This window comes from Yoonia sp. R2331 (assembly GCF_041103235.1).
GTDB lineage: Bacteria > Pseudomonadota > Alphaproteobacteria > Rhodobacterales > Rhodobacteraceae > CANMYO01.
This window is the reverse complement of the sequence record NZ_JBGCUN010000001.1, coordinates 295,365-314,488: the sequence shown is the minus strand read 5'-3', so window position 1 is coordinate 314,488 and position 19,124 is coordinate 295,365. Positions and strand designations below refer to the sequence as shown.

Sequence of the window (19,124 nt, the reverse complement as noted above, 5' to 3'; positions counted from 1 at the left end):
CCCCCCGTTGGTGATTTTGGGTAGGGCGGGGTTTACCCCGCCGCGCCTGTCAGTCCCCGCCCCGAAACGGGCGGGGTTTTCTTACCCGCACTTGCTGTAGCCGCAGGACCCGCAGGTCATGCAGCCCTCGACCATGCGCAGCTCGTAAGACCCGCAAGACGAACAGGCCTTGCCGCGCGGCTTGCCCAGCGCCTCGACATTGGACTGTGGGTCGGCCTTCAGGCCCATCCCCTCACCTTCCAGAAAGCCGATGGCGATCATATGCTTTTCGATGACGCCACCAATCGCGGCAAGGATCGACGGCACGTATTTGCCCTGCATCCAGGCCCCGCCGCGCGGATCAAACACGGCCTTGAGTTCTTCCACCACAAACGACACATCGCCCCCGCGCCGGAACACGGCAGAGATCATGCGGGTCAGGGCGACGGTCCAGGCAAAATGCTCCATATTCTTGGAATTGATAAAGACCTCAAACGGACGTCGGTGCCCCGCAATCACCAGATCATTGATCGTGATGTAGATCGCGTGCTCTGAATCCGGCCACTTGAGCTTGTAGGTCGCACCATCCAGTTCCTGCGGGCGGTCCAGCGGTTCGGACATATAGACGACCTCGGCCCCGTCGCCATCAATCTGGACGGTCTGCGGCGCTTCTTCTGGGGTTTTTTCCGCGCTCACCGACAGCACCGACCCGGTGACGTCATTGGGGCGATAGGTTGTGCAGCCCTTGCAGCCCTGATCCCAAGCGGCCATGTAGACTTCTTTGAAGTCATCGAAACTGATGTCCTCGGGGCAGTTGATGGTCTTGGAGATGCTGCTGTCGATCCATTTCTGCGCCGCCGCCTGCATCCGCACGTGATCCAGCGGGGCCAGCGTCTGGGCATTCACGAAATGATCCGGCAGCGGCGCATTACCCTTCAGGTCGCGCCACATCTGCACGGCGTAGTCCACGACCTCTTCTTCGGTCCGGCTACCATCCTTTTGCAGCACCTTGCGGGTATAGGCATAGGCAAAGACCGGCTCGATCCCCGATGAGACATTGCCCGCATAAAGGCTGATCGTCCCCGTTGGCGCGATTGAGGTCAAAAGCGCATTTCGTATGCCATTTTGACGGATTGCATCACGCACATCCTCATCCATGTCCTGCATTGCGCCAGAGGCCAGGAACTTCTCTGCATCGAAAAGCGGAAAGGCGCCTTTCTCCTTTGCCAATTCCACCGACGCCAGGTACGCGGCGCGGGCGATCGCGTGCATCCATTGATCGGTCTGACGCGCCGCCTCTTCCGAGCCATAGCGCAGCCCGACCATCAGCAAGGCATCGGCCAGACCGGTCACACCCAGCCCAATCCGGCGCTTGGCCTGCGCCTCTTGCGCCTGCGCTTCCAGCGGGAATTGTGACGCGTCCACGACATTGTCCATCATCCGCACCGCGGTGCTGACCAGCTCTGTCAGGGCCGCGTCATCAAGGCCCGCGGCATCGCCGAACGGATCACTGACCAGCCGCGCCAGATTGATCGACCCCAGGAGACACGCGCCATACGGCGGCAGCGGCTGCTCACCACAGGGGTTCGTTGCGGCAATCGTCTCGCAATAACTCAAGTTGTTGGCTTGATTGATCCGGTCGATGAAAATCACGCCCGGTTCGGCATAGTCATAGGTCGACTGCATGATCTTGTCCCACAACGCGCGGGCCTGCACGGTGCGGTAAACCTGATCCTTGAACACCAGATCCCAAGGTCCATCGGCCTTGACCGCTTCCATGAAGGGATCGGTGATCAGCACCGACATATTGAACATCCGCAGCCGCGCGGGGTCGGATTTGGCGGTGATGAAATCCTCTACATCGGGGTGGTCACAGCGCATCGTCGCCATCATCGCGCCCCGGCGCGAGCCTGCCGACATGATCGTCCGGCACATCGCATCCCAGACATCCATGAACGACAACGGGCCGCTGGCATCTGCCGCCACGCCATGCACTGCAGCCCCTTTTGGCCGGATGGTGCTAAAGTCATAGCCGATCCCGCCGCCCTGCTGCATGGTCAGTGCGGCCTCTTTCAGCATGTCAAAAATGCCGCCCATGCTGTCGGGCACCGTGCCCATCACAAAGCAGTTGAACAGCGTCACCTGCCGCGCTGTACCAGCGCCTGCCGTGATCCGCCCTGCGGGCAGGTATTTGAAGTCTTCCAGCGCGCTATAGAATGTCTTTTCCCACTTTTTGGGGTTCTTCTCGACGGCGGCCAGTGCGCCCGCGATCCGCTTCCACGTATCCTCAACACTGGCGTCAATCGGGGTGCCGTCCGCCTCTTTGAAGCGGTACTTCATATCCCAGATTTGTTCGGCAATCGGGGCGGCAAAACGGGTCATAGCGGTGGCTTTCCGGGCTAAGGTCGAAGGGCGAGATTCGGTCGTTTCTGGCGGGAATTACACAATATGTTGTGTTGCCCCACCTCGCAACACCCATATAGGCCAATAATTCGATATGTCGCACTTGCGCAACCATGCGCAAACTGCGAGACAGTATTCATGACAGGAACCGTCCACCTCCTCAAGCTTTCCGTTGGCACCGAAGACGTCGCTGGCCTTGATGCGTGGCAGTCGACCAAGCGCGCGCAGACCCCTGATGGGCTGCCGCGGCACATCACCCGCATGTGGCCCAAGCGGGGCGAAGAAATCCTGAACGGCGGGTCGATCTTTTGGGTGATCAAAGGTGTGATCCTGTGCCGCCAGCCGGTCGTGCGGCTGGACGAATACATCGGCGCTGATGGCATTCGCCGCTGCGCCATCGTGTCCAGGCCCGGCTTGATCCGCGTGGCCGCCACCCCCAAGCGCCCGTTTCAGGGCTGGCGCTATCTGCCCACGTCGGACGCGCCCGAAGACCTGCCCGATGGCATTCAGGATGAAGAAGCGCTGCCGCCTGAGCTTTCAAAGGCGCTTGCCGCTATCGGTGTACGCTAGGCAGATCGCCCGCCCCGTGCCATGCTGCCGGGCAGGAGGATCGCCATGACTATCTTTCAAAGCCCATTTCCCGATGTCCCGCTGCGGGACCAAACCATCACCGAACGGGTGCTTGACGGTCTGTCGCCGCGCGGTGATGCCGTTGTCCTGACCGATGGCCCAACGGGGCAAACCGTGACTGCCGCCGCACTGATCCAGCAGATCAAACGCCTTGCCGGTGGTTTGAACGCGCGTGGCACGGGGGCGGGCACCACCATCGCGCTGATGTCCCCCAACATCCCCACCTATGCCACCATCTTTCACGGTATCGCCTATGCCGGTGGCACGATCACCACGATCAACCCGACCTATACCGCGCCCGAGGTGACGCATCAGTTGAACGACAGCGGCGCCACGATCCTGATCACGGTCGAGATGTTTGCTGACACAGCGCGCGAAGCTGCCGTGGGCACCGCTGTGGACGAGATTGTCATCATCGGAACCCCTGCGTTCGAGGCCCTCTTTGGCGCTCCGCAGGCGGCGCAAACCCCCGTTGAACTGGACCAGCACACCGTTGTGCTGCCCTATTCATCCGGCACGACGGGTCTATCCAAGGGCGTGATGCTGAGCCACCGCAATCTGGTGGTGAACATCGACCAGATCCTGGGAACCATTGTGATTGAACCTGACGATGCAATCGCGGGCTTTCTGCCGTTCTTTCACATCTATGGCATGATGGTCGGCCTGAACTGTTATCTGGCGCGCGGCGCGCATGTGGTGACCATGCCGCGGTTTGATTTGCCGATGTTCCTGCAACTGGCGCAGGACCATCAGACCAGCCGCATGTGGGTCGTGCCGCCTGTGGGCATCGCGCTGGCCAAGCATCCGCTTGTGGATGACTATGATCTGTCCGCGGTGAAAGAGGTCTATATCGCCGCGGCACCCTCTGGCTCCGAATTGACCAATGCCATCGCCGCGCGCATGAATTGCACCGTATTGCAGGCCTATGGCATGACCGAACTGTCGCCAGCGTCGCACCTTGTTCCCGGCACCGCCCCGCGCGCCGGTGCGGCCGGGCTTTTGGTGCCCAATACGCAGGCCCGGATCGTCGATATCGAAAGCGGCCACAACTGCGCCGCCGATCAGGAAGGAGAGCTTTGGCTCAAAGGTCCGCAGGTCATGCAGGGTTATCTGAACAACCCCACAGCCACGGCTGAGACTATTGTCACCGATGGTTGGCTGCGCACTGGCGACATCGCCCGGATTGATCCCGACGGCTATATGTTCATCACGGATCGTCTGAAGGAATTGATCAAATTCAAAGGCTTCCAAGTCGCCCCGGCAGAGCTTGAGGCGACGCTTGTGGCCCTTGACGGGATCACCGATGCGGGCGTCGTGGGCCGCGCCGATGACGACGCGGGCGAGGTGCCGGTGGCCTTTGTGGTCCGCGCCGAAGGTGGCCCGGACGATGCCGCGATCCACGCGCATATGGCCGCCACGCTGTCGAGCTACAAGCAACTGCACGCGATCATTGAGGTGGACGAGATCCCCAAGAACCCCTCCGGCAAAATCCTGCGCCGTCTGCTGCGCGACCGCCTGTAGGCCGCGCTTCAGACCGGCGACGCGCCTTAGACGCCCAGCTTGTCCTGCAGGTCCTTCAAGGTCGCGCGTTGCGCCTTGGTCCAGCAATCGCGCCGCCCCCGGAACAGGGTCGCCTGGCTTGCGTGGATCAAGCCATCGCCCAGAATTTTCAGCCCATTGGCGCGCAGGGTTTCGCCGGTGGATGTGATGTCGGCAATCGCCTCTGCGGTTTCATTCTTGACCGTGCCTTCGGTCGCGCCCTGGCTGTCCACCAACCGGTAGTCCGCGACCCCTTCGGCCTTCAGAAACTCGCGCACCAGACGGTGGTACTTTGTCGCAATCCGCAACCGGTGGCCGTGGGCCGCACGAAACGCGGCGGCGGCTGCATCCAGATCATCCAGCGTGTCCACATCGACCCAAGACTGCGGCACCGCAATGATCAGGTCTGCACCGCCAAAGCCCATGCGCGCCACTTCCTGCACCTGGGTTTCCCACAGCGCCAGCTTTTCGCGCACCAGATCGGACCCGGTCACACCCAGATGAATGCGCCCCGCCGACAACTCCCGCGGGATTTCGCCCGCCGACAGCAGCACCAGTTCGACCCCTGCGATCCCGTCCACGGCACCGGCGTATTCACGGTCCGACCCGGATTTGCGCAACGTGATCCCGCGCTGCCCGAACCAGTCAAAGGTCTTTTGCATCAGCCGCCCCTTGGACGGCACACCCAGCTTGAGCATCACAGGCCCCCCCGCAACTGCAAGACCAGATCGGGCCGGATCACCCCGCCCACCGCTGGTACCGCGCGCCCATCGCCCAGCCGTGCGGTCAGCGCGTCATAGCGTCCGCCCGTGGCCACCGGCGGCAGGTCGGGCGCGTCACTGGCAAAGCCAAAGACGAAACCGTCATAATATTCCAGACTGGTGCGGCCATAGCTCCCTTCGAACGGCAGCGCATCGACCGCCACGCCGCGCGCGCCCAGCGCGTCCAGCCGGGCGGCCATTGCGGTGACCGCGTCGCCAATCGCGGGCAGGTCCACGGCGATATCGCGCAGCGCGCTGAGGACATGCGGTGCGGTTTCGCGCAGCCCCAGCAGCGCATCTATCAGCGCCATTTCCTCGGTTGAGATGGGGTCGGTGGCTGCATCTTCCCGCAGAGCCGCGATCCGCGCTGCGATCTCGTCGCGCGACCGTTTGCCTTGCACCTGATCGACGCCCGCCAGAGGGTCGGCCTGCGCCAGCAGAGCGATCCGGCTGGCTGGCACCTCTGTGCGGCCACCAAATCGATCCAGCAGCGCGCGGAACTTGCGGGGCCGCCACAGGTGTCGCATCAGAGCGGCCTTGCGCGTCTCAGAGGTTTTGAGCCCCCGCACAGCCGCCATCAGGATGCCAATGTCGCCCGTCACCGGTGTCACGGGCAGCCCATCCAACGCATCGGAAATCGCGGCAAAAACGGCGGCATCCGCCCCCGCCGGGTCGCGCCCGTCGAAAACTTCAAAACCCACTTGGGTATATTCATGCGCGCGGTCGGGGTCGTCTTCCTGCTTGCGAAACACCTTGCCCGCATAGGTATAGCGCGCAGGCTCTGCGTGGCTTTGCATGTGCTGTTCGACCACCGGCACGGTGAAGTCCGGGCGCAGCACCATTTCGCCGCCAAAAGGATCAGCAGTCAGATAAGCGCGGGCGCGAATATCCTCGCCGTAAAGGTCCAGCAGCGTGTCCGCAGACAGCAGGATATCAGCATCGACCACCTGCGCGCCAAGTTCTGCAAAACCCGCGCACAGCCGCGCGGCTTCTTCTGTAATTTCAAGGGCTTGCATCAGTCATCGCCCGCCAGAATGGCGCGGACCTTGGCGACCATCTGATCCCGCGCAATTTCAAACTGCTGCGGGCGGTCCTTCCATTCGTCGGCACTGGCGCTTTCCGCGATCTTGGCCCCCAGCACAAGGTCCTTGATCTGCACGACGCCCCGGTCAAACTCATCCCCGCCCGCGATCACCGCGACCGGGCTGTTGCGCTTGTCCGCATATTTCAGCTGATTGCCAAAGTTCTTGGGGTTGCCCAGATAGACCTCTGCCCGGATGCCTGCATTGCGCAATTCCGCAACCATCGACTGATAATCCGCCATCCGGTCGCGATCCATCACGGTGACAACCACTGGCCCTTGGGCTTCGGCGTCCATCCGCCCCTTGGCGTGCAAGGCCGCCAGCAACCGGTCCACCCCGATGGACACCCCCGTCGCCGGCACCGCCTGCCCGGTGAAGCGCTTGACCAGATCGTCATACCGCCCGCCGCCCGCGACAGAGCCAAAGTTGCGCGGCCGCCCCTTTTCGTCGGTGACTTCAAAGGTCAGTTCCGCCTCATAAACCGGCCCGGTGTAGTAGCCGAGGCCACGGACGACGGATGGGTCAATGACGATGCGGTCAGGGCCGTAGCCTTGGGCGGCGAGGAGATTTGCGATCATCTCAAGTTCGTCAATACCTTCTTGACCCACTGCGGAGTGGCGCAAGACTTCCCTCAACTTTGAGATAGTTTGCTCGTTGCTATCTCCTCTTGCGAGCAAGAACTCAATAAATCCCTCTGCCATTTGGTCCGATAGATTCACACCATCAATGAACGCCCCGGATTGGTCATGCCGGCCTCCCGTCAGGAGGTGCCTAACTCCATCAACACCAACTTTGTCGAATTTATCGAGTTGCCTCATAACGGCATCTAGGACCGGATCGTTTTCCAGGCCCTCAGATTCTTGCTTCCTGTATTCGGCAAATTCTGATGGGCTCATCGATGAAAGATCGTGTTGCTCTGCACCACGTGTCACAGAAGTAAGCACCCCGTTCAGCACTTTGCGGTTATTCACCCGGATCACATAGTCGCCGCGCGGGATGCCAACCTCTTCCAGACAATCCGACAACATTGCACAAATCTCGGCGTCCGCCGCCACAGACGGCGCACCCACGGTATCCGCATCACACTGATAAAACTGCCGAAACCGGCCCGGCCCCGACTTTTCATTGCGCCAGACCGGCCCCATCGCATAGCGGCGATAGGGGCTGGGCAGATCGTTGCGATATTGCGCCGCGACCCGCGCCAAGGGCGCAGTCAGATCATAGCGCAGCGCCAACCAATCCTTGTCTTCTTCCCAGGCAAAGACCCCTTCGTTCGGGCGGTCCACATCGGGCAGGAACTTGCCCAGCGCCTCGACCGTTTCAACCGCCGATGTCTCCAACGCGTCAAAGCCATAACGATGATACACCCCGGCGATCTGGCGCAGCATCTGTGCGCGCTGTTCGACCTCTGCGCCGAAATAATCGCGGAAACCCTTGGGCGTTTGCGCCTTGGGGCGGGGTTGTTTCTTGTCCTTGGCCATAACCGGTCCTGTGGTTGGTTCGGGGGCCGTTTACCGTGGCGGGACATGGGGGGCAATGGTCTTGCCCGCCGTGGTCAGACCGGCAGCGCCGTGGTGAACTTCAGCGCCTTGAGGCTAAAGGCCGATTCCACTGATTTCACTACGCCCGCGCGCAGCAGATGGTGGGTCATGAAGGCCTCGTAATCCTCCACATCGCGGCAGCGGATTTTCAGCATGTAATCGGCAGAGCCAGAGATCGCGTGCGCCTCAAGAATATTGGGCTGCGTGCTGACGACGCGGGCGAAACCGGCAATCGCTGCCTCGGAATGGTCGCGCAGGCGCACGGTGGCGAAAACGCACAGCCCTGCGCCCACGGCCTTGGGGTCCAAGAGTGCGACGCGCCCGACCAGCAGGCCCGCAGCTTCGAAGTCCTGCACCTTGCGCCACACCGTGCTGGTCGCCATGCCGCAGCGTTCGGCCAGCTGCGCCAGCGACGCGCCCGCATCGGCCTGCAAGGCCCGCAACAGGGCGCGATCCTGATCTGATAATTCCGCCATTTGCCATTTCTCGAAAAATTCTGACCCCAAGATGATCAAATTCCGGGTCAAAACGCAAACTTTTCCGCAACATCACGCATATCCTCCCCAACAGGAGGAGTCGCCATGCCGAAAGATCACGTCTACCGTTCCATCACCGCCGATGCGCAGGGCCGCTACCCCTATACGGCCGAGGATGATGCCGTCTGGGGCGAATTGTTCACCCGCCAGATGCAGACCCTGCCTGACGTGATGACCCCCGCCTACCTTGAGGGTGTCAAAAAGCTTGGCCTGACCCCCGACAAAACCCCGCAGGTGGTCGACATCGACGCCCGTCTTGCGGCCCTGACGGGTGCGGGCGCACAAGGCGTGCCTGCCATCATCCCGCCCAGCAAGTTCTACGCCCTGCTGGCAGACCGCAAGTTTCCGGTTGCCACTTTTCTGCGGCGCCGCGAAGAGATGGACTATATCGAGGAACCCGACCTGTTTCACGAGGTGTTTGGCCATTGCCCGCTGCTGACCAATGCCGCCTACGCCGATTTCATTCAGGCCTTTGGTGCTGCGGCCATCGCGCTTGGCAAAGGGTATAGCTGGCACATGTTCCGACTGTTCTGGTTCACGATCGAGTTTGGTCTGATCCGCACCGATCAGGGCCTGCGCGGCTATGGCGCGGGTATCGCATCGTCCCCGGCAGAGGCGGCGCACGCGATGTCGGCCACCCCGGTGATCCGCGATTTCGACCTGCTCGAAGTCTTTCGCACCCCTTATCGGATCGACATTGTGCAGCCGGTCTATTTTGCGATCACCGACTTCGCGCAACTGACCTCTTCCTTGGACCAAGACATCACGGCCCTGATCGACAAGGCCAAAGCCCTGGGCGATCTGCCCGCCCTTTTCCCGGCCAAGGAAGCGGTGTAAGCGGTCGTTATGACCGATATCACCGCGCTTGAAGAAAAAATTGCCCACCTGACCCGCACGGTCGAGGAATTGTCGGACGTTGTCGCCCGTCAGGAAAAAGAACTCGCACTGGCAACCCGCCGGGTCGCGATGCTGATGGAACGTGAAGCGGGCCGTGACCTTGATGCTGGCGGCTCTGTCCCACTGGCCGACCAGAAACCGCCGCATTGGTAAGCGGGCACATCTGGTCGCCCCATGCCCCCCACGAAACAGCAGAGGTTCAGTAACGGCGATCACCTCTCGCCGTGTGCGGGCAGTGCCGGTATAGTGCGACTCGCGCGCGGTCTGACCGCCACGGCATCACACCCATCGAGCAAGTGAAAAGAACCCACATGAACCTGATCTGTCTCGCGGCCGGCAAAGGCAGCCGATTTGGCAACCTTGGCGGTTACCTGCAAAAATGCATGTACCCCATCGGCCTCAACCCCTTTCTGGAACTGTCAGTGCGCAATCTGACCATGTCGGGCATTGATCTGTCGACCTCCAGCCTGACGCTTGTGGTGGGCCATTTCAAAGAGCAGATCCAATCTTACTTTGGCGACAGCTATAACGGTCTGAAAATCAACTATGTGGTGCAGGACGCGGCACTTGGCACCGGCCATGCCATCCAGACGGCCTATCAAAAAGCAGGTCTGACAGGTCCTTGCGTGGTGTGGCTGGCGGATGGTTATGTCAAACCAACGCAGTTTTCCGCAATTCTGGCGCACAAGATGCCCATCGTGCAAAGCGTCGCCGCCGATCGCGACCCGGCCCATGCCAAGATCCGCGTGTCCCTGAACGATCACCAGATCACGCAGGCCTGGGAAGGCGACAGCGACTACGTGGACATTGGCCTTTGGAAGTTCTCCGAAGCGATGGTCAAACGCATGACTGGCCGCAAAGAGGTGGAATACCGGATCATGCCGAACTTGCAGGACGCGATCATGGACGGGGAAAACATCGGCTATCTGATTGAAGACGAATGGTTGCATCTGGGCGGCACAGAACCCACGCCAGAGATCAACACACTGCGCATCGCCCAGCGGGTCAGGGTGCTGGAAGGACTGGAGGCAAAGATATGATCGTCACCAAAACGCCCCTGCGCTTGCCCCTTGCGGGCGGCCTGACCGACATCAAATCCTATGCCCACCAATTTGGCGGCGTGACCGTCAGCATGGCCATCGACAAACATGTCTATGTCGTCATCAAAGACAGCATGGATGGCTTTTTTGATCTGCGTTACACCGATGTGCACGAAAAGGTCATTGCGCTGGACGACATCCGCAATGATCTGATCCGCGAAGCTTTGCAGGTTGCAGGTCTGGAGGAACATCCAGTGCATCTGGTGGTCATGACCGATCTGGCGGGGGAATCCGGCCTTGGAACGTCTGGCGCAGTTTGCGTCGGGCTGCTGAATGCAATGTTCCGTCTGCAAGGCATCGACAAAACCCAGCAAGAACTGCTTGAGGCCGCCGCACATATCGAGGTTGATATTCTCGAAGGCGCGTCGGGTTATCACGATCCATCTATCTGCGCGTTGGGCGATATCCGCTATATCCAGTACGACGCGCACGGCATTCATCCGCAACCGCTGGTGCTGTCTGATGACGTGCGGGCACAGTTTCAGCACAACATGCTGTTTTTCTATGGCGGCCACCACGCCAAAAGCAAACCCTCGCTGAACCTGCTGGAAAGCCATCTGGACAAGGGGTTGGACCACCTGCACGAGATCAAGGCCATCGGGGTCGAGCTGAAATCAGCCTTTGCGGCGGGCGACATGCGGCGCATTGGCGAAATCATCGGGGAGCAGCAACGCCTGAAGATGACCCTACCGGGTAAGTTCACCGACGATTACGTCAAGGACATCGTTGCCAGCGTCCGTGATCTTGGGGCCTTTGCGCAGCTACCGGGCGGCAAAATCTCGGCCTTTGTGATGGTCTATTGCCCCGATGGCCAGCAAGAGGCGGTGCGGACATTGATGAACAAGGCCCACCACGAGGTGCCCTTTGCCATTGAGCCCACCGGGACCTTTGCGCGGGTGATCTAAGGCGTCACTGATGCTGGCGGTCTCAGACCAGCAGATCATAGGTCACCCAGCCGGTTTTTGCGGCCATGCGGTCATAGACCTTGCGCGCCCGCGCGTTGTCTTCGGCAGTGATCCAGCGGATCACGCCCCAGCCACGCGCCACACCCAGCGCGCGAGCCGCGTCGATCAGCGCGTCCGCCGCGCCGCCGCCCCGTGCGCCGGGGTCCACATAAAGATCATCCAGATAACCACCCGTTGCCGCCGCCAATGGCCGGGCAAATTCACGCACATGGGCAATCCCGATCAGGCCAGTTGCCCCTTCGGCCACCAACCCTGTCACACTATGGCCGTCGTCCATCACCCAGTCCCACACCCGGTCGCGCATCGCTTCGGTTTGGGTCACTTGATAGAATTCCGCATAGGCCGCATAAAGCGCACCCCACGCGGCGCGATCCGTGGCAGCAGCAGGTCTAATCTGAATGGACATGGGCGCAGACTCCTTTCCTTGGCATGAAAGGTTAAGTTAACAGCCCTTCATCCTTGCGTATGCCCACAATGTGTATGGTCTGTGCATCATTTGTGCATCGCGGACGGTGCGTTAAATGTCTTGACCCTTTTTCAGCAATTCTTCCAGCAGCTCTTGCTGCAAATCCTCGCTGTCGCCGCCACCAAACTGTGCCGCCCCGCCGTGATAGAGCGTGCCATAGGTCAGCGCGATATTCACTGTCTGCCCGATGCCGGAAATCAGCTGATCCCGTTCCAACTCTCTCAATGGATGGATAAAAACTGCCCAAAGCTGCCCGCGTGCGATCGCGTAGCGTGCATCAAGGGCGGTATCAAAATTGGCCTGCATGGCGCGCGCCAACTCGTCCTGGGTCATGCCCTCGACCCGGCGGATTGGCACCATCGCGCGCATCCGGTTCATCGCAGGGTCAGCAAAGACAAGCACTGGAACATCCTCAATTGTAAAGGAAATTCCGCCGCCTTCCGGGCTGACATCGGGATCCAGAGCGTTGATGATTTCGATCATCCGGCCCACTGACATTGGCGGCTCGGCCTCTTGAGCGGCCAGCGGCGCAGCCGCAAACAACAGGGCAAAGACGAGGGGTTTGAACATGGTGTGGGCCTCCTGTCTGTCAGGCTAGCCCATTCGATCCCCACATCTAAGGCACACTTACGTGACCGGATATTTCGCCCGCACCGCCGCAATCGCAGCCGCGACGGCCGCCTCTATCGTCAGGTCAGAGGTATCAATCGTCACCGCGTCACTTGCGGCCCGCAAAGGCGCTGTGGCCCGGTTGGAATCGCGTTCATCGCGGTCCTTGACCTCTGCCAGGACCGTTTCAAAGGCGGTGGAAAACCCCTTTTCCGTCAATTCCTTGTGCCGCCGCTCGGCCCGGCGCGTGGCCGAGGCGGTGACATATAGCTTCGCCTCTGCGGTTGGACAGATCACGGTGCCAATGTCGCGGCCATCCAGCACCGCACCGCCGTCACGGCGGGCGAATTCCTTTTGAAACGCCACAAGTGCGGCACGGACCTGCGGGATCACCGCCACCTGACTGGCCGCATCTGCAACCGCTTGCGTGCGCAGATCGGGATTCTCCAGATCAGCCGGGTCCAGCGCCCGCGCCACCGCCACCGGTTCACCGCCCGCGATCACACCGGCCCCCACCGCACGGTAAAGTAATCCGGTGTCCAGATGTGCCAGGTTAAACTCTGCCGCGACCGCCCGACTGATGGTGCCTTTCCCCGCCGCTGCGGGGCCGTCTATGGCGACGGTGAACTTCACCCGTTGCTCCGCACCAATTGCGCGCCCAGGCCAGCCATCAGCCCTTCAAATATCGGGAAAGACGTGGTGATCGGGCCACCATCATCCAGATGTATCGGTTTTTGGGCGGCCATCCCCATGACCGCAAAGGCCATGGCGATCCGGTGATCCAGTCTTGTTTCTACCGTGGCCCCGCCCGGTACGTTGCCGTGGCCCAAACCATTGATTTTCCACCAATCCTCACCCTCTTCCACGTCCACTCCTGCGGCGCGCAAGCCCTGCGCCATGGCGTCAATTCGATCCGATTCCTTGACCCGCAATTCCTTGACGCCCTGCATTTCCGTCACCCCGTGGGCAAAGGATGCCACAACCGACAGCACCGGGTATTCGTCGATCATGCTGGCCGCACGCGCAGGCGGCACCGCAATGCCATGTAAGTCGGGCGAGAACCTCGCCCGCAGGTCCGCCACAGGCTCACCACCTTCTTCGCGCATGTTCTCAAATGTCAGGTCCGCGCCCATCTCTTGCAGCGTGGTGAACAGCCCCGCGCGCGTCGGGTTCAGCCCGATATTGGGGACGAGCACATCCGACCCCGGCACGATGACCGCCGCACAGACCGGAAACGCGGCAGAGGATGGATCGCGCGGCACCACGATGTCCTGCGGCGTCAATTCTGGCTGGCCTTTCAGGGTGATGACCCGGCCCGCGTCAGTTTCCTCCACCGAGATCTTTGCGCCGAACCCCGCCAGCATGCGTTCAGTGTGATCGCGGGTCGCTTCTTTCTCGATCACCACTGTTTCACCCGGCGCGTTCAGTCCCGCCAGCAAAACCGCTGATTTGACCTGCGCCGACGGCACAGGCGTTTCATAGCGCACCGGCACAGGGGCCGCAGCCCCCACCAGCGTCATTGGCAACCGCCCCTTTTGCCGCCCCACCGCTTGCGTGCCAAACAGCGCGAGCGGGTCGGTGATCCGCGCCATCGGACGGCTGTTCAATGATGCGTCCCCGGTAAATGTCGCTGTAATCGGAGAGGTCGCCATCGCCCCCATAATCAGTCGCACCCCGGTGCCGGAATTGCCGCAGTCGATCACGTGGTCAGGCTCTGCAAAGCCGCCAACACCGACCCCTTTCACTGACCATTCGCCCGGCCCGTGCTGTGTCACCTCTGCCCCGAAGGATTGCATCGCCTTGGCGGTGTCCAGAACGTCGTCACCTTCCAACAACCCGGTGATCCGCGTCTCGCCCACACTCAGCGCGCCAAGGATCAACGACCGGTGAGAGATCGACTTGTCCCCCGGCACATGCGCCTCGCCTTTCAGCGGGCCACAGGGGCGGGATGTCATGGGGATCGGGGTGCCGTGGCCGGACATGGATGCTTCCTTTTTCACTTGCACGCCTGATAGCGCAGCACATCGGCAGGGTCCACGCCCCTGCTTCTTCTGGCCAAAAATATCCCGGGGGTTTGGGGGCTGGCCCCCAATAATACGGCGCGTTTGGGGGCTGGCCCCCAATAATACGGCGCGTTTGGGGGCTGGCCCCCAAGACGTCAGACCTTGCGAAACGTCAGATAATGCTGGGGCCGCCCTTCGCGGATCGCCTTTTTCTCGTACCGGGTCGAAATCCAGTCGCCCCACGGCTGCCGCCAATCGTCAGGCCCCTCCGCCAGCCAGTCAAAGCCTGCCTTTGGCACCTCTTCGAGTGTTTGCCGCACATAGTCGGCGATATCAGTCGCCACCCGCAATTCCGCGCCCATCTTCATCACTCGGTGCAGCGGGCCAAGGTGTTCCGGCGTTACAAACCGCCTGCGGTGATGCCGCTTTTTGGGCCAGGGATCAGGGTAGTTCAGGAACACTTTGTCCAGACAACCATCCGGCAAAACGTCAAACAGATCACGTACATCGCCGGGGTGCACGGCCAGGTTTTCCACTTCCGCCGCGCGGATCTTCCCCAGCAGCATCGCCACACCGTTGATGTAGGGCTCGCAGCCGATGATCCCCACCTGCGGATAGGTCTTGGCCATATGCACCAGATGCTCGCCCCCGCCAAAACCGATCTCAAGCCAAACTGGCTTGCCGTCAAACAGCCCTCCTGGATCAATCGGATTGCGGTCAGGGTTTTCATCCCATGTCACCGCACCGGGCGACAGCGCCACAAGATCCTTATCAAGGTAATCCTTCTGGCTGTCGCGCAGGCCCTTGCCCTTGAACCGGCCATAGAAATTGCGCCACGGCGCGCCGCTGGGGTGTCTGTCTGTACTCATGGGGCGCGCCTTAGCAATCCCGCCTTCCAAACGCAACAAAGGCGGCCCAAACGTGCCGCCTTTGCATCCATGGGTCGGGCGGGGTGGACCCCGCCGTGGCTAGACCGCTTTTTTGAGCGCCTCGGCCAGATCGGTGCGTTCCCAGGAAAATCCGCCGTCTGCATCGGGCTCGCGCCCAAAGTGGCCGTAGGCCGCCGTGCGCTGATAAATCGGCTTGTTCAGGCCCAGATGCTGACGAATGCCGCGCGGGGTCAGGTCCATGACCTGCGGAATCGCCGCTTCAATCGCAGCCGGGGCGACCTCTCCGGTCCCATGGGTGTCGGCATAGATCGACAAGGGCGCCGCCACGCCAATGGCATAGGACAGCTGGATCGTGCAGCGCTCAGCCATGCCAGCGGCGACGATGTTCTTGGCCAGATAGCGCGCCGCATAGGCCGCCGAACGGTCAACCTTGGTTGGGTCTTTGCCGGAAAACGCGCCGCCACCGTGGGGGGCTGCACCACCATAGGTATCCACTATGATCTTGCGGCCCGTCAGGCCCGCGTCACCATCAGGACCGCCAATCACGAATTTGCCGGTGGGGTTTACGTGCCAGACCGTCTGATCGGTCAACCAGCCTGCGGGCAGAACCTCGTGGAAATAGGGCTCGACGATGGCGCGGATATCGGCACTGGTCAGGTCCGGGTCCAGATGTTGCGTCGACAATACCAGCGAGGAAACACCAACCGGCTTACCATCCTTATAGACCACCGACAGCTGGCTTTTTGCGTCGGGGCCAAGGGCGGGTTCGGTGCCGTCCTTACGGACCTCAGCCAGCCGCCGCAGGATCGCATGGCTGTACTGAATGGGCGCGGGCATCAGCGCGTCGGTTTCCGTTGTGGCGTAGCCGAACATAATACCCTGGTCGCCAGCACCTTCATCCTTGTCGGCAGCCGCATCCACACCTTGCGCGATATGCGCGGATTGTTCGTGCAGCAGGTTCGTAATCTCGCAGGTGGCGTGGTGAAACTTGTCCTGCTCATAGCCGATGTCTTTGATGCAGGCACGGGCAATGTCTTCGATCTTGCCCATGTAGTCATGCAGTTTGGCCTGATCCGACAGGCCCACCTCACCGCCGATGACAACGCGGTTGGTGGTGGCAAAGGTTTCAGCCGCGACCCGCGCTTCGGGTTCTTCAGCGAGGAATGCATCAAGCACGGCGTCGGAAATCCGATCACAGACCTTGTCAGGATGCCCCTCTGAAACGGATTCAGAGGTGAAGATATAGTCGTTTCGTGCCATGAGATGCTCCGATAAAATGTACCATTGTCACGTCAGGAAGCCGTTGTGACAAACCAGCCGCTTCGATACGCGGCTGGTCCAATTGCGTCAATCACGAAAAGCGTCGCTGCCGCCACGTCGCAGCCACCAGTGACAAAAGCGCCAGCATCAAAATCGGCAGATCGCCGGTCTGTGCATAGACCGTCAAGGCGCGCACTGGTGGCAGCGGCACATCGGGTGCGCCCGCCTGCCCCAGCGGCACCATTGCGGTGATCCGCCCGCGCGCATCAATCATCGCGCTGACCCCGGTATTTGCCACCCGCACCATCGGCACGCCCTGTTCAATCGCGCGCAGCTGCGCTTGCGCCAGATGCTGATAGGGGCCAGCGGCAGTGCCGAACCACGCGTCGTTGGTGATCAGCACCATCAGGCGCGGGCGGTCAGTGTGGCCCACTTCTTCGGCAAAGATGCCTTCATAACAGATTAGCGCGCGCGCAGGGCCAATGCCGGGGATTTCGACCAGCGGCTGGACACCGCCTGCGGTGAAACCGCCGCCCTGCGATGCGGCCAGCCCCCGGATGCCGAATTGGTCCAGCCATTCACCAAAGGGGATGTATTCGCCAAAGGGGGCCAGATGCGCCTTGTCATAGATACGGGTGGTCACCCCACCCTGCCCGAGCAGCACAAATGAATTGTAGTACCGCTGCCCGTCGCTGCGGTTGATGCCGGTGATCAAGGGCACACCGCCCGCCGCATCTGACGCGAGATCAAGCTGCGGCTGCGCAAAATCCATCAGCACCGGGATCGCCGTTTCAGGCCAGACGATCAGCGCGGGCCGCGCGCCCGCGGCTGTCATTGCAAGAATGCGGTCAAAGTTTGCTTGCCGCTTGGCGGGGTCCCACTTTTGATCCTGCGGCACGTTGGGCTGTACCAACCGGATCATCGGGCCGGTATTGTCCGGGGCCGGTCCGGGGTTCAGCAACAACCATGCGGCAACAGCCAAAATCTGAACCGCCGCCGCGCGCAGGTCAAACCGCACTGAAACGGACAAAGACCAGGCGATCACCAAAGTGATCAGCGTCAGCCCGTGAGGCCCGACAAGTGCTGCCGCCTGCGCGATAGGCGTGTCCACCCAGACATGGCCAATCAGCGCCCAGGGGAACCCGGTGAGGATCAGCGACCGTGTCGCCTCTGCCAGTGTGAGCATCATGGCAAGGCCCAGCGCGCCGCTATGCAATCGCGCAGCACCCCATGCAGCGGCACCCCAGAACAGCGCAGCCCCACTGGCCATCAGGACAATCGCAAACGGGGCCATCCATCCGGTGCTGGCGGCATCGACCAGAAAGGGTTCAACAATCCAGCGCAGCGTCAGCGCGAAATAGCCCAGACCAAAGGCCCAGCATGCACCAAAAGCGCGACGCGGCGTAGGGGCGGCAGGGACAAGGATCAGGACGACCGCAAGGGCCGCAAGCGTGGCCCACCACAGGCCCAACGGGGCCTGCCCCAGCCCGCAGATAGCGCCCAATGCCGCAAGAACAGCTGCCCTGCGCCAGCGCGGCCCGTCGTGCAACCAAGAGGCAATCCGCACCGTGTCAGCCCTTGGGCATACGCACCCGCAGGCGCTTGATTCGCCGAGGGTCGGCGTCCAGCACCTCGAATTCCACGCCATTGGGATGCGGGATCAGCTCGCCCCGTGCAGGCACATGGCCGGACAGCATGAAAACCAGACCGCCAAGCGTGTCGATCTCTTCCTCGTCGATATCCTCGTGGTCGGTCAGCGCCATGCCAATCTCGGCTTCGAAATCCTCAAGATCGGTCTTGGCCTGCGCCAGATAGACGCCGCTGCCTTCGGCGACCCAGCTTTTCGCCTCGTCCACGTCATGTTCGTCTTCGATGGCGCCCACAACCTGTTCAATCAGGTCTTCGATGGTGACAAGCCCATCGGTGCCGCCATATTCGTCGATCACCAGCGCCATATGGGTGCGTTCGGCCTGCATCTTTTGCAGCAGCACACCCAGCGACATCGACGGTGGTACGAACAACAGAGGGCGGACCATATCGCGCAAATTAAAGCTGTCGCCGTCGCCGTTAAAACCATAGCGCAGCGCAAAATCCTTGAGGTTCACAAAGCCAATCGGCGTATCCAGCGTACCGTCAAACACCGGCAAACGGGTCAACCCGCAATCGCGAAACACGCCCACCAGTTCATCCTTTGACGCCCCAACGGGCGTGGCCTTGATATCTGCCGAGGGGATCATCACATCCTCGACCCGCATCCGGCGCAGGTTCAACAGGCCAAGCGTGGTTTGCTGCGGCGCTGTCCGCCCCGCATCTTCTGTCAGTTCTGCTGTCTCTGTCTGGGGGTTGAGCGCGTCAATCAAGCGGCTGAAAAAGCCGCGATCATCTTCGTCTCTTTGGTCGTCCTGCGCGCGTTGCGCCGCGTTAGACGATCCGTCATTGGTGTCGTTCATTGTCTCCAGCCAT

The 19,124-nt window shown here is 61.4% G+C and carries 19 protein-coding genes and 1 riboswitch; of the genes, 6 read left to right on the top strand and 13 right to left on the bottom strand.

The window, feature by feature from the left end:
- Positions 1-81 precede the first annotated feature (81 nt).
- A complete protein-coding gene (locus AB3Y40_RS01610; protein ID WP_369437056.1) occupies positions 82-2,361 on the bottom strand; it encodes an adenosylcobalamin-dependent ribonucleoside-diphosphate reductase in 2,280 nt (759 codons plus the stop codon).
- Between the two features lie 159 nt (positions 2,362-2,520).
- On the opposite strand from AB3Y40_RS01610, the gene AB3Y40_RS01605 reads away from it, so the two are divergent.
- Positions 2,521-2,952 carry a DUF1489 family protein gene (locus AB3Y40_RS01605; protein WP_369437055.1) on the top strand — a complete coding sequence of 144 codons (432 nt, stop codon included), beginning with the start codon at positions 2,521-2,523 and terminating at the stop codon, positions 2,950-2,952.
- A 45-nt stretch (positions 2,953-2,997) separates the two neighbouring features.
- On the top strand, positions 2,998-4,533 hold the full coding sequence (locus AB3Y40_RS01600) for an AMP-binding protein (protein WP_369437054.1): 1,536 nt from the start codon (positions 2,998-3,000) through the stop codon (positions 4,531-4,533).
- A gap of 26 nt (positions 4,534-4,559) precedes the next feature.
- Here AB3Y40_RS01600 and hisG read toward each other — a convergent pair whose 3' ends face one another.
- The 4 genes from hisG to AB3Y40_RS01580 all read right to left on the bottom strand — a co-directional run bounded on the left by hisG (position 4,560) and on the right by AB3Y40_RS01580 (position 8,411).
- Positions 4,560-5,249, bottom strand: a complete 690-nt coding sequence (gene hisG / locus AB3Y40_RS01595; RefSeq protein WP_369437053.1) for an ATP phosphoribosyltransferase — start codon at positions 5,247-5,249, stop codon at positions 4,560-4,562.
- A complete protein-coding gene (locus tag AB3Y40_RS01590) occupies positions 5,249-6,328 on the bottom strand; it encodes an ATP phosphoribosyltransferase regulatory subunit (protein WP_369437052.1) in 1,080 nt (359 codons plus the stop codon). Before AB3Y40_RS01590 ends, hisG begins: the two co-directional genes overlap by 1 nt.
- A complete protein-coding gene (gene hisS, locus AB3Y40_RS01585) occupies positions 6,328-7,875 on the bottom strand; it encodes a histidine--tRNA ligase (RefSeq protein ID WP_369437051.1) in 1,548 nt (515 codons plus the stop codon). Before hisS ends, AB3Y40_RS01590 begins: the two co-directional genes overlap by 1 nt.
- Positions 7,876-7,949: 74 nt before the next feature.
- Positions 7,950-8,411, bottom strand: coding sequence for an Lrp/AsnC family transcriptional regulator (locus AB3Y40_RS01580; RefSeq protein WP_369437050.1), 462 nt, complete (start codon positions 8,409-8,411; stop codon positions 7,950-7,952).
- 105 nt (positions 8,412-8,516) lie between these two features.
- Between AB3Y40_RS01580 and AB3Y40_RS01575 the strand changes: the two genes are divergently transcribed.
- The 4 genes from AB3Y40_RS01575 (at position 8,517) to AB3Y40_RS01560 (ending at position 11,373) form a co-directional block, all read left to right on the top strand.
- Positions 8,517-9,308 (top strand): phenylalanine 4-monooxygenase, encoded by a 792-nt coding sequence (locus AB3Y40_RS01575; RefSeq protein WP_369437049.1) that lies wholly within the window; start codon positions 8,517-8,519, stop codon positions 9,306-9,308.
- A 9-nt stretch (positions 9,309-9,317) separates the two neighbouring features.
- Positions 9,318-9,521 (top strand): SlyX family protein, encoded by a 204-nt coding sequence (locus tag AB3Y40_RS01570; RefSeq protein WP_369437048.1) that lies wholly within the window; start codon positions 9,318-9,320, stop codon positions 9,519-9,521.
- A 158-nt stretch (positions 9,522-9,679) separates the two neighbouring features.
- A complete protein-coding gene (locus AB3Y40_RS01565) occupies positions 9,680-10,408 on the top strand; it encodes an NTP transferase domain-containing protein (protein WP_369437047.1) in 729 nt (242 codons plus the stop codon).
- Entirely contained in the window at positions 10,405-11,373 is a 969-nt protein-coding gene (locus tag AB3Y40_RS01560; protein WP_369437046.1) for a GHMP family kinase ATP-binding protein, read from the top strand. Before AB3Y40_RS01565 ends, AB3Y40_RS01560 begins: the two co-directional genes overlap by 4 nt.
- A gap of 22 nt (positions 11,374-11,395) precedes the next feature.
- Here the strand turns inward: AB3Y40_RS01560 and AB3Y40_RS01555 are convergent, their stop codons facing one another.
- The 8 genes from AB3Y40_RS01555 to AB3Y40_RS01520 form a co-directional block, all read right to left on the bottom strand.
- Positions 11,396-11,839: a GNAT family N-acetyltransferase gene (locus AB3Y40_RS01555; RefSeq protein ID WP_369437045.1), complete on the bottom strand. Its 444-nt coding sequence runs from the start codon at positions 11,837-11,839 to the stop codon at positions 11,396-11,398.
- A 111-nt stretch (positions 11,840-11,950) separates the two neighbouring features.
- A complete protein-coding gene (locus AB3Y40_RS01550) occupies positions 11,951-12,469 on the bottom strand; it encodes a hypothetical protein (protein ID WP_369437044.1) in 519 nt (172 codons plus the stop codon).
- Positions 12,470-12,526: 57 nt separating this feature from the next.
- A complete protein-coding gene (gene cmk, locus AB3Y40_RS01545) occupies positions 12,527-13,141 on the bottom strand; it encodes a (d)CMP kinase (protein ID WP_369437043.1) in 615 nt (204 codons plus the stop codon).
- The gene (gene aroA, locus AB3Y40_RS01540) at positions 13,138-14,490 is read right to left on the bottom strand and encodes a 3-phosphoshikimate 1-carboxyvinyltransferase (protein ID WP_369437042.1); all 1,353 of its coding nucleotides are present in this window, start codon (positions 14,488-14,490) and stop codon (positions 13,138-13,140) included. Before aroA ends, cmk begins: the two co-directional genes overlap by 4 nt.
- 176 nt (positions 14,491-14,666) lie before the next feature.
- Complete coding sequence (gene trmB, locus AB3Y40_RS01535; protein WP_369437041.1) at positions 14,667-15,380, bottom strand: tRNA (guanine(46)-N(7))-methyltransferase TrmB; 714 nt, start codon at positions 15,378-15,380, stop codon at positions 14,667-14,669.
- 99 nt (positions 15,381-15,479) lie between these two features.
- Positions 15,480-16,661: a methionine adenosyltransferase gene (gene metK / locus AB3Y40_RS01530; protein ID WP_369437040.1), complete on the bottom strand. Its 1,182-nt coding sequence runs from the start codon at positions 16,659-16,661 to the stop codon at positions 15,480-15,482.
- Between the two features lie 4 nt (positions 16,662-16,665).
- A riboswitch (SAM-SAH riboswitch) is annotated at positions 16,666-16,716 on the bottom strand.
- Between the two features lie 36 nt (positions 16,717-16,752).
- A complete protein-coding gene (lnt, locus tag AB3Y40_RS01525) occupies positions 16,753-18,228 on the bottom strand; it encodes an apolipoprotein N-acyltransferase (protein WP_369437039.1) in 1,476 nt (491 codons plus the stop codon).
- A 4-nt stretch (positions 18,229-18,232) separates the two neighbouring features.
- Positions 18,233-19,111: a hemolysin family protein gene (locus AB3Y40_RS01520; RefSeq protein WP_369437038.1), complete on the bottom strand. Its 879-nt coding sequence runs from the start codon at positions 19,109-19,111 to the stop codon at positions 18,233-18,235.
- Between the last annotated feature and the right edge of the window lie 13 nt (positions 19,112-19,124).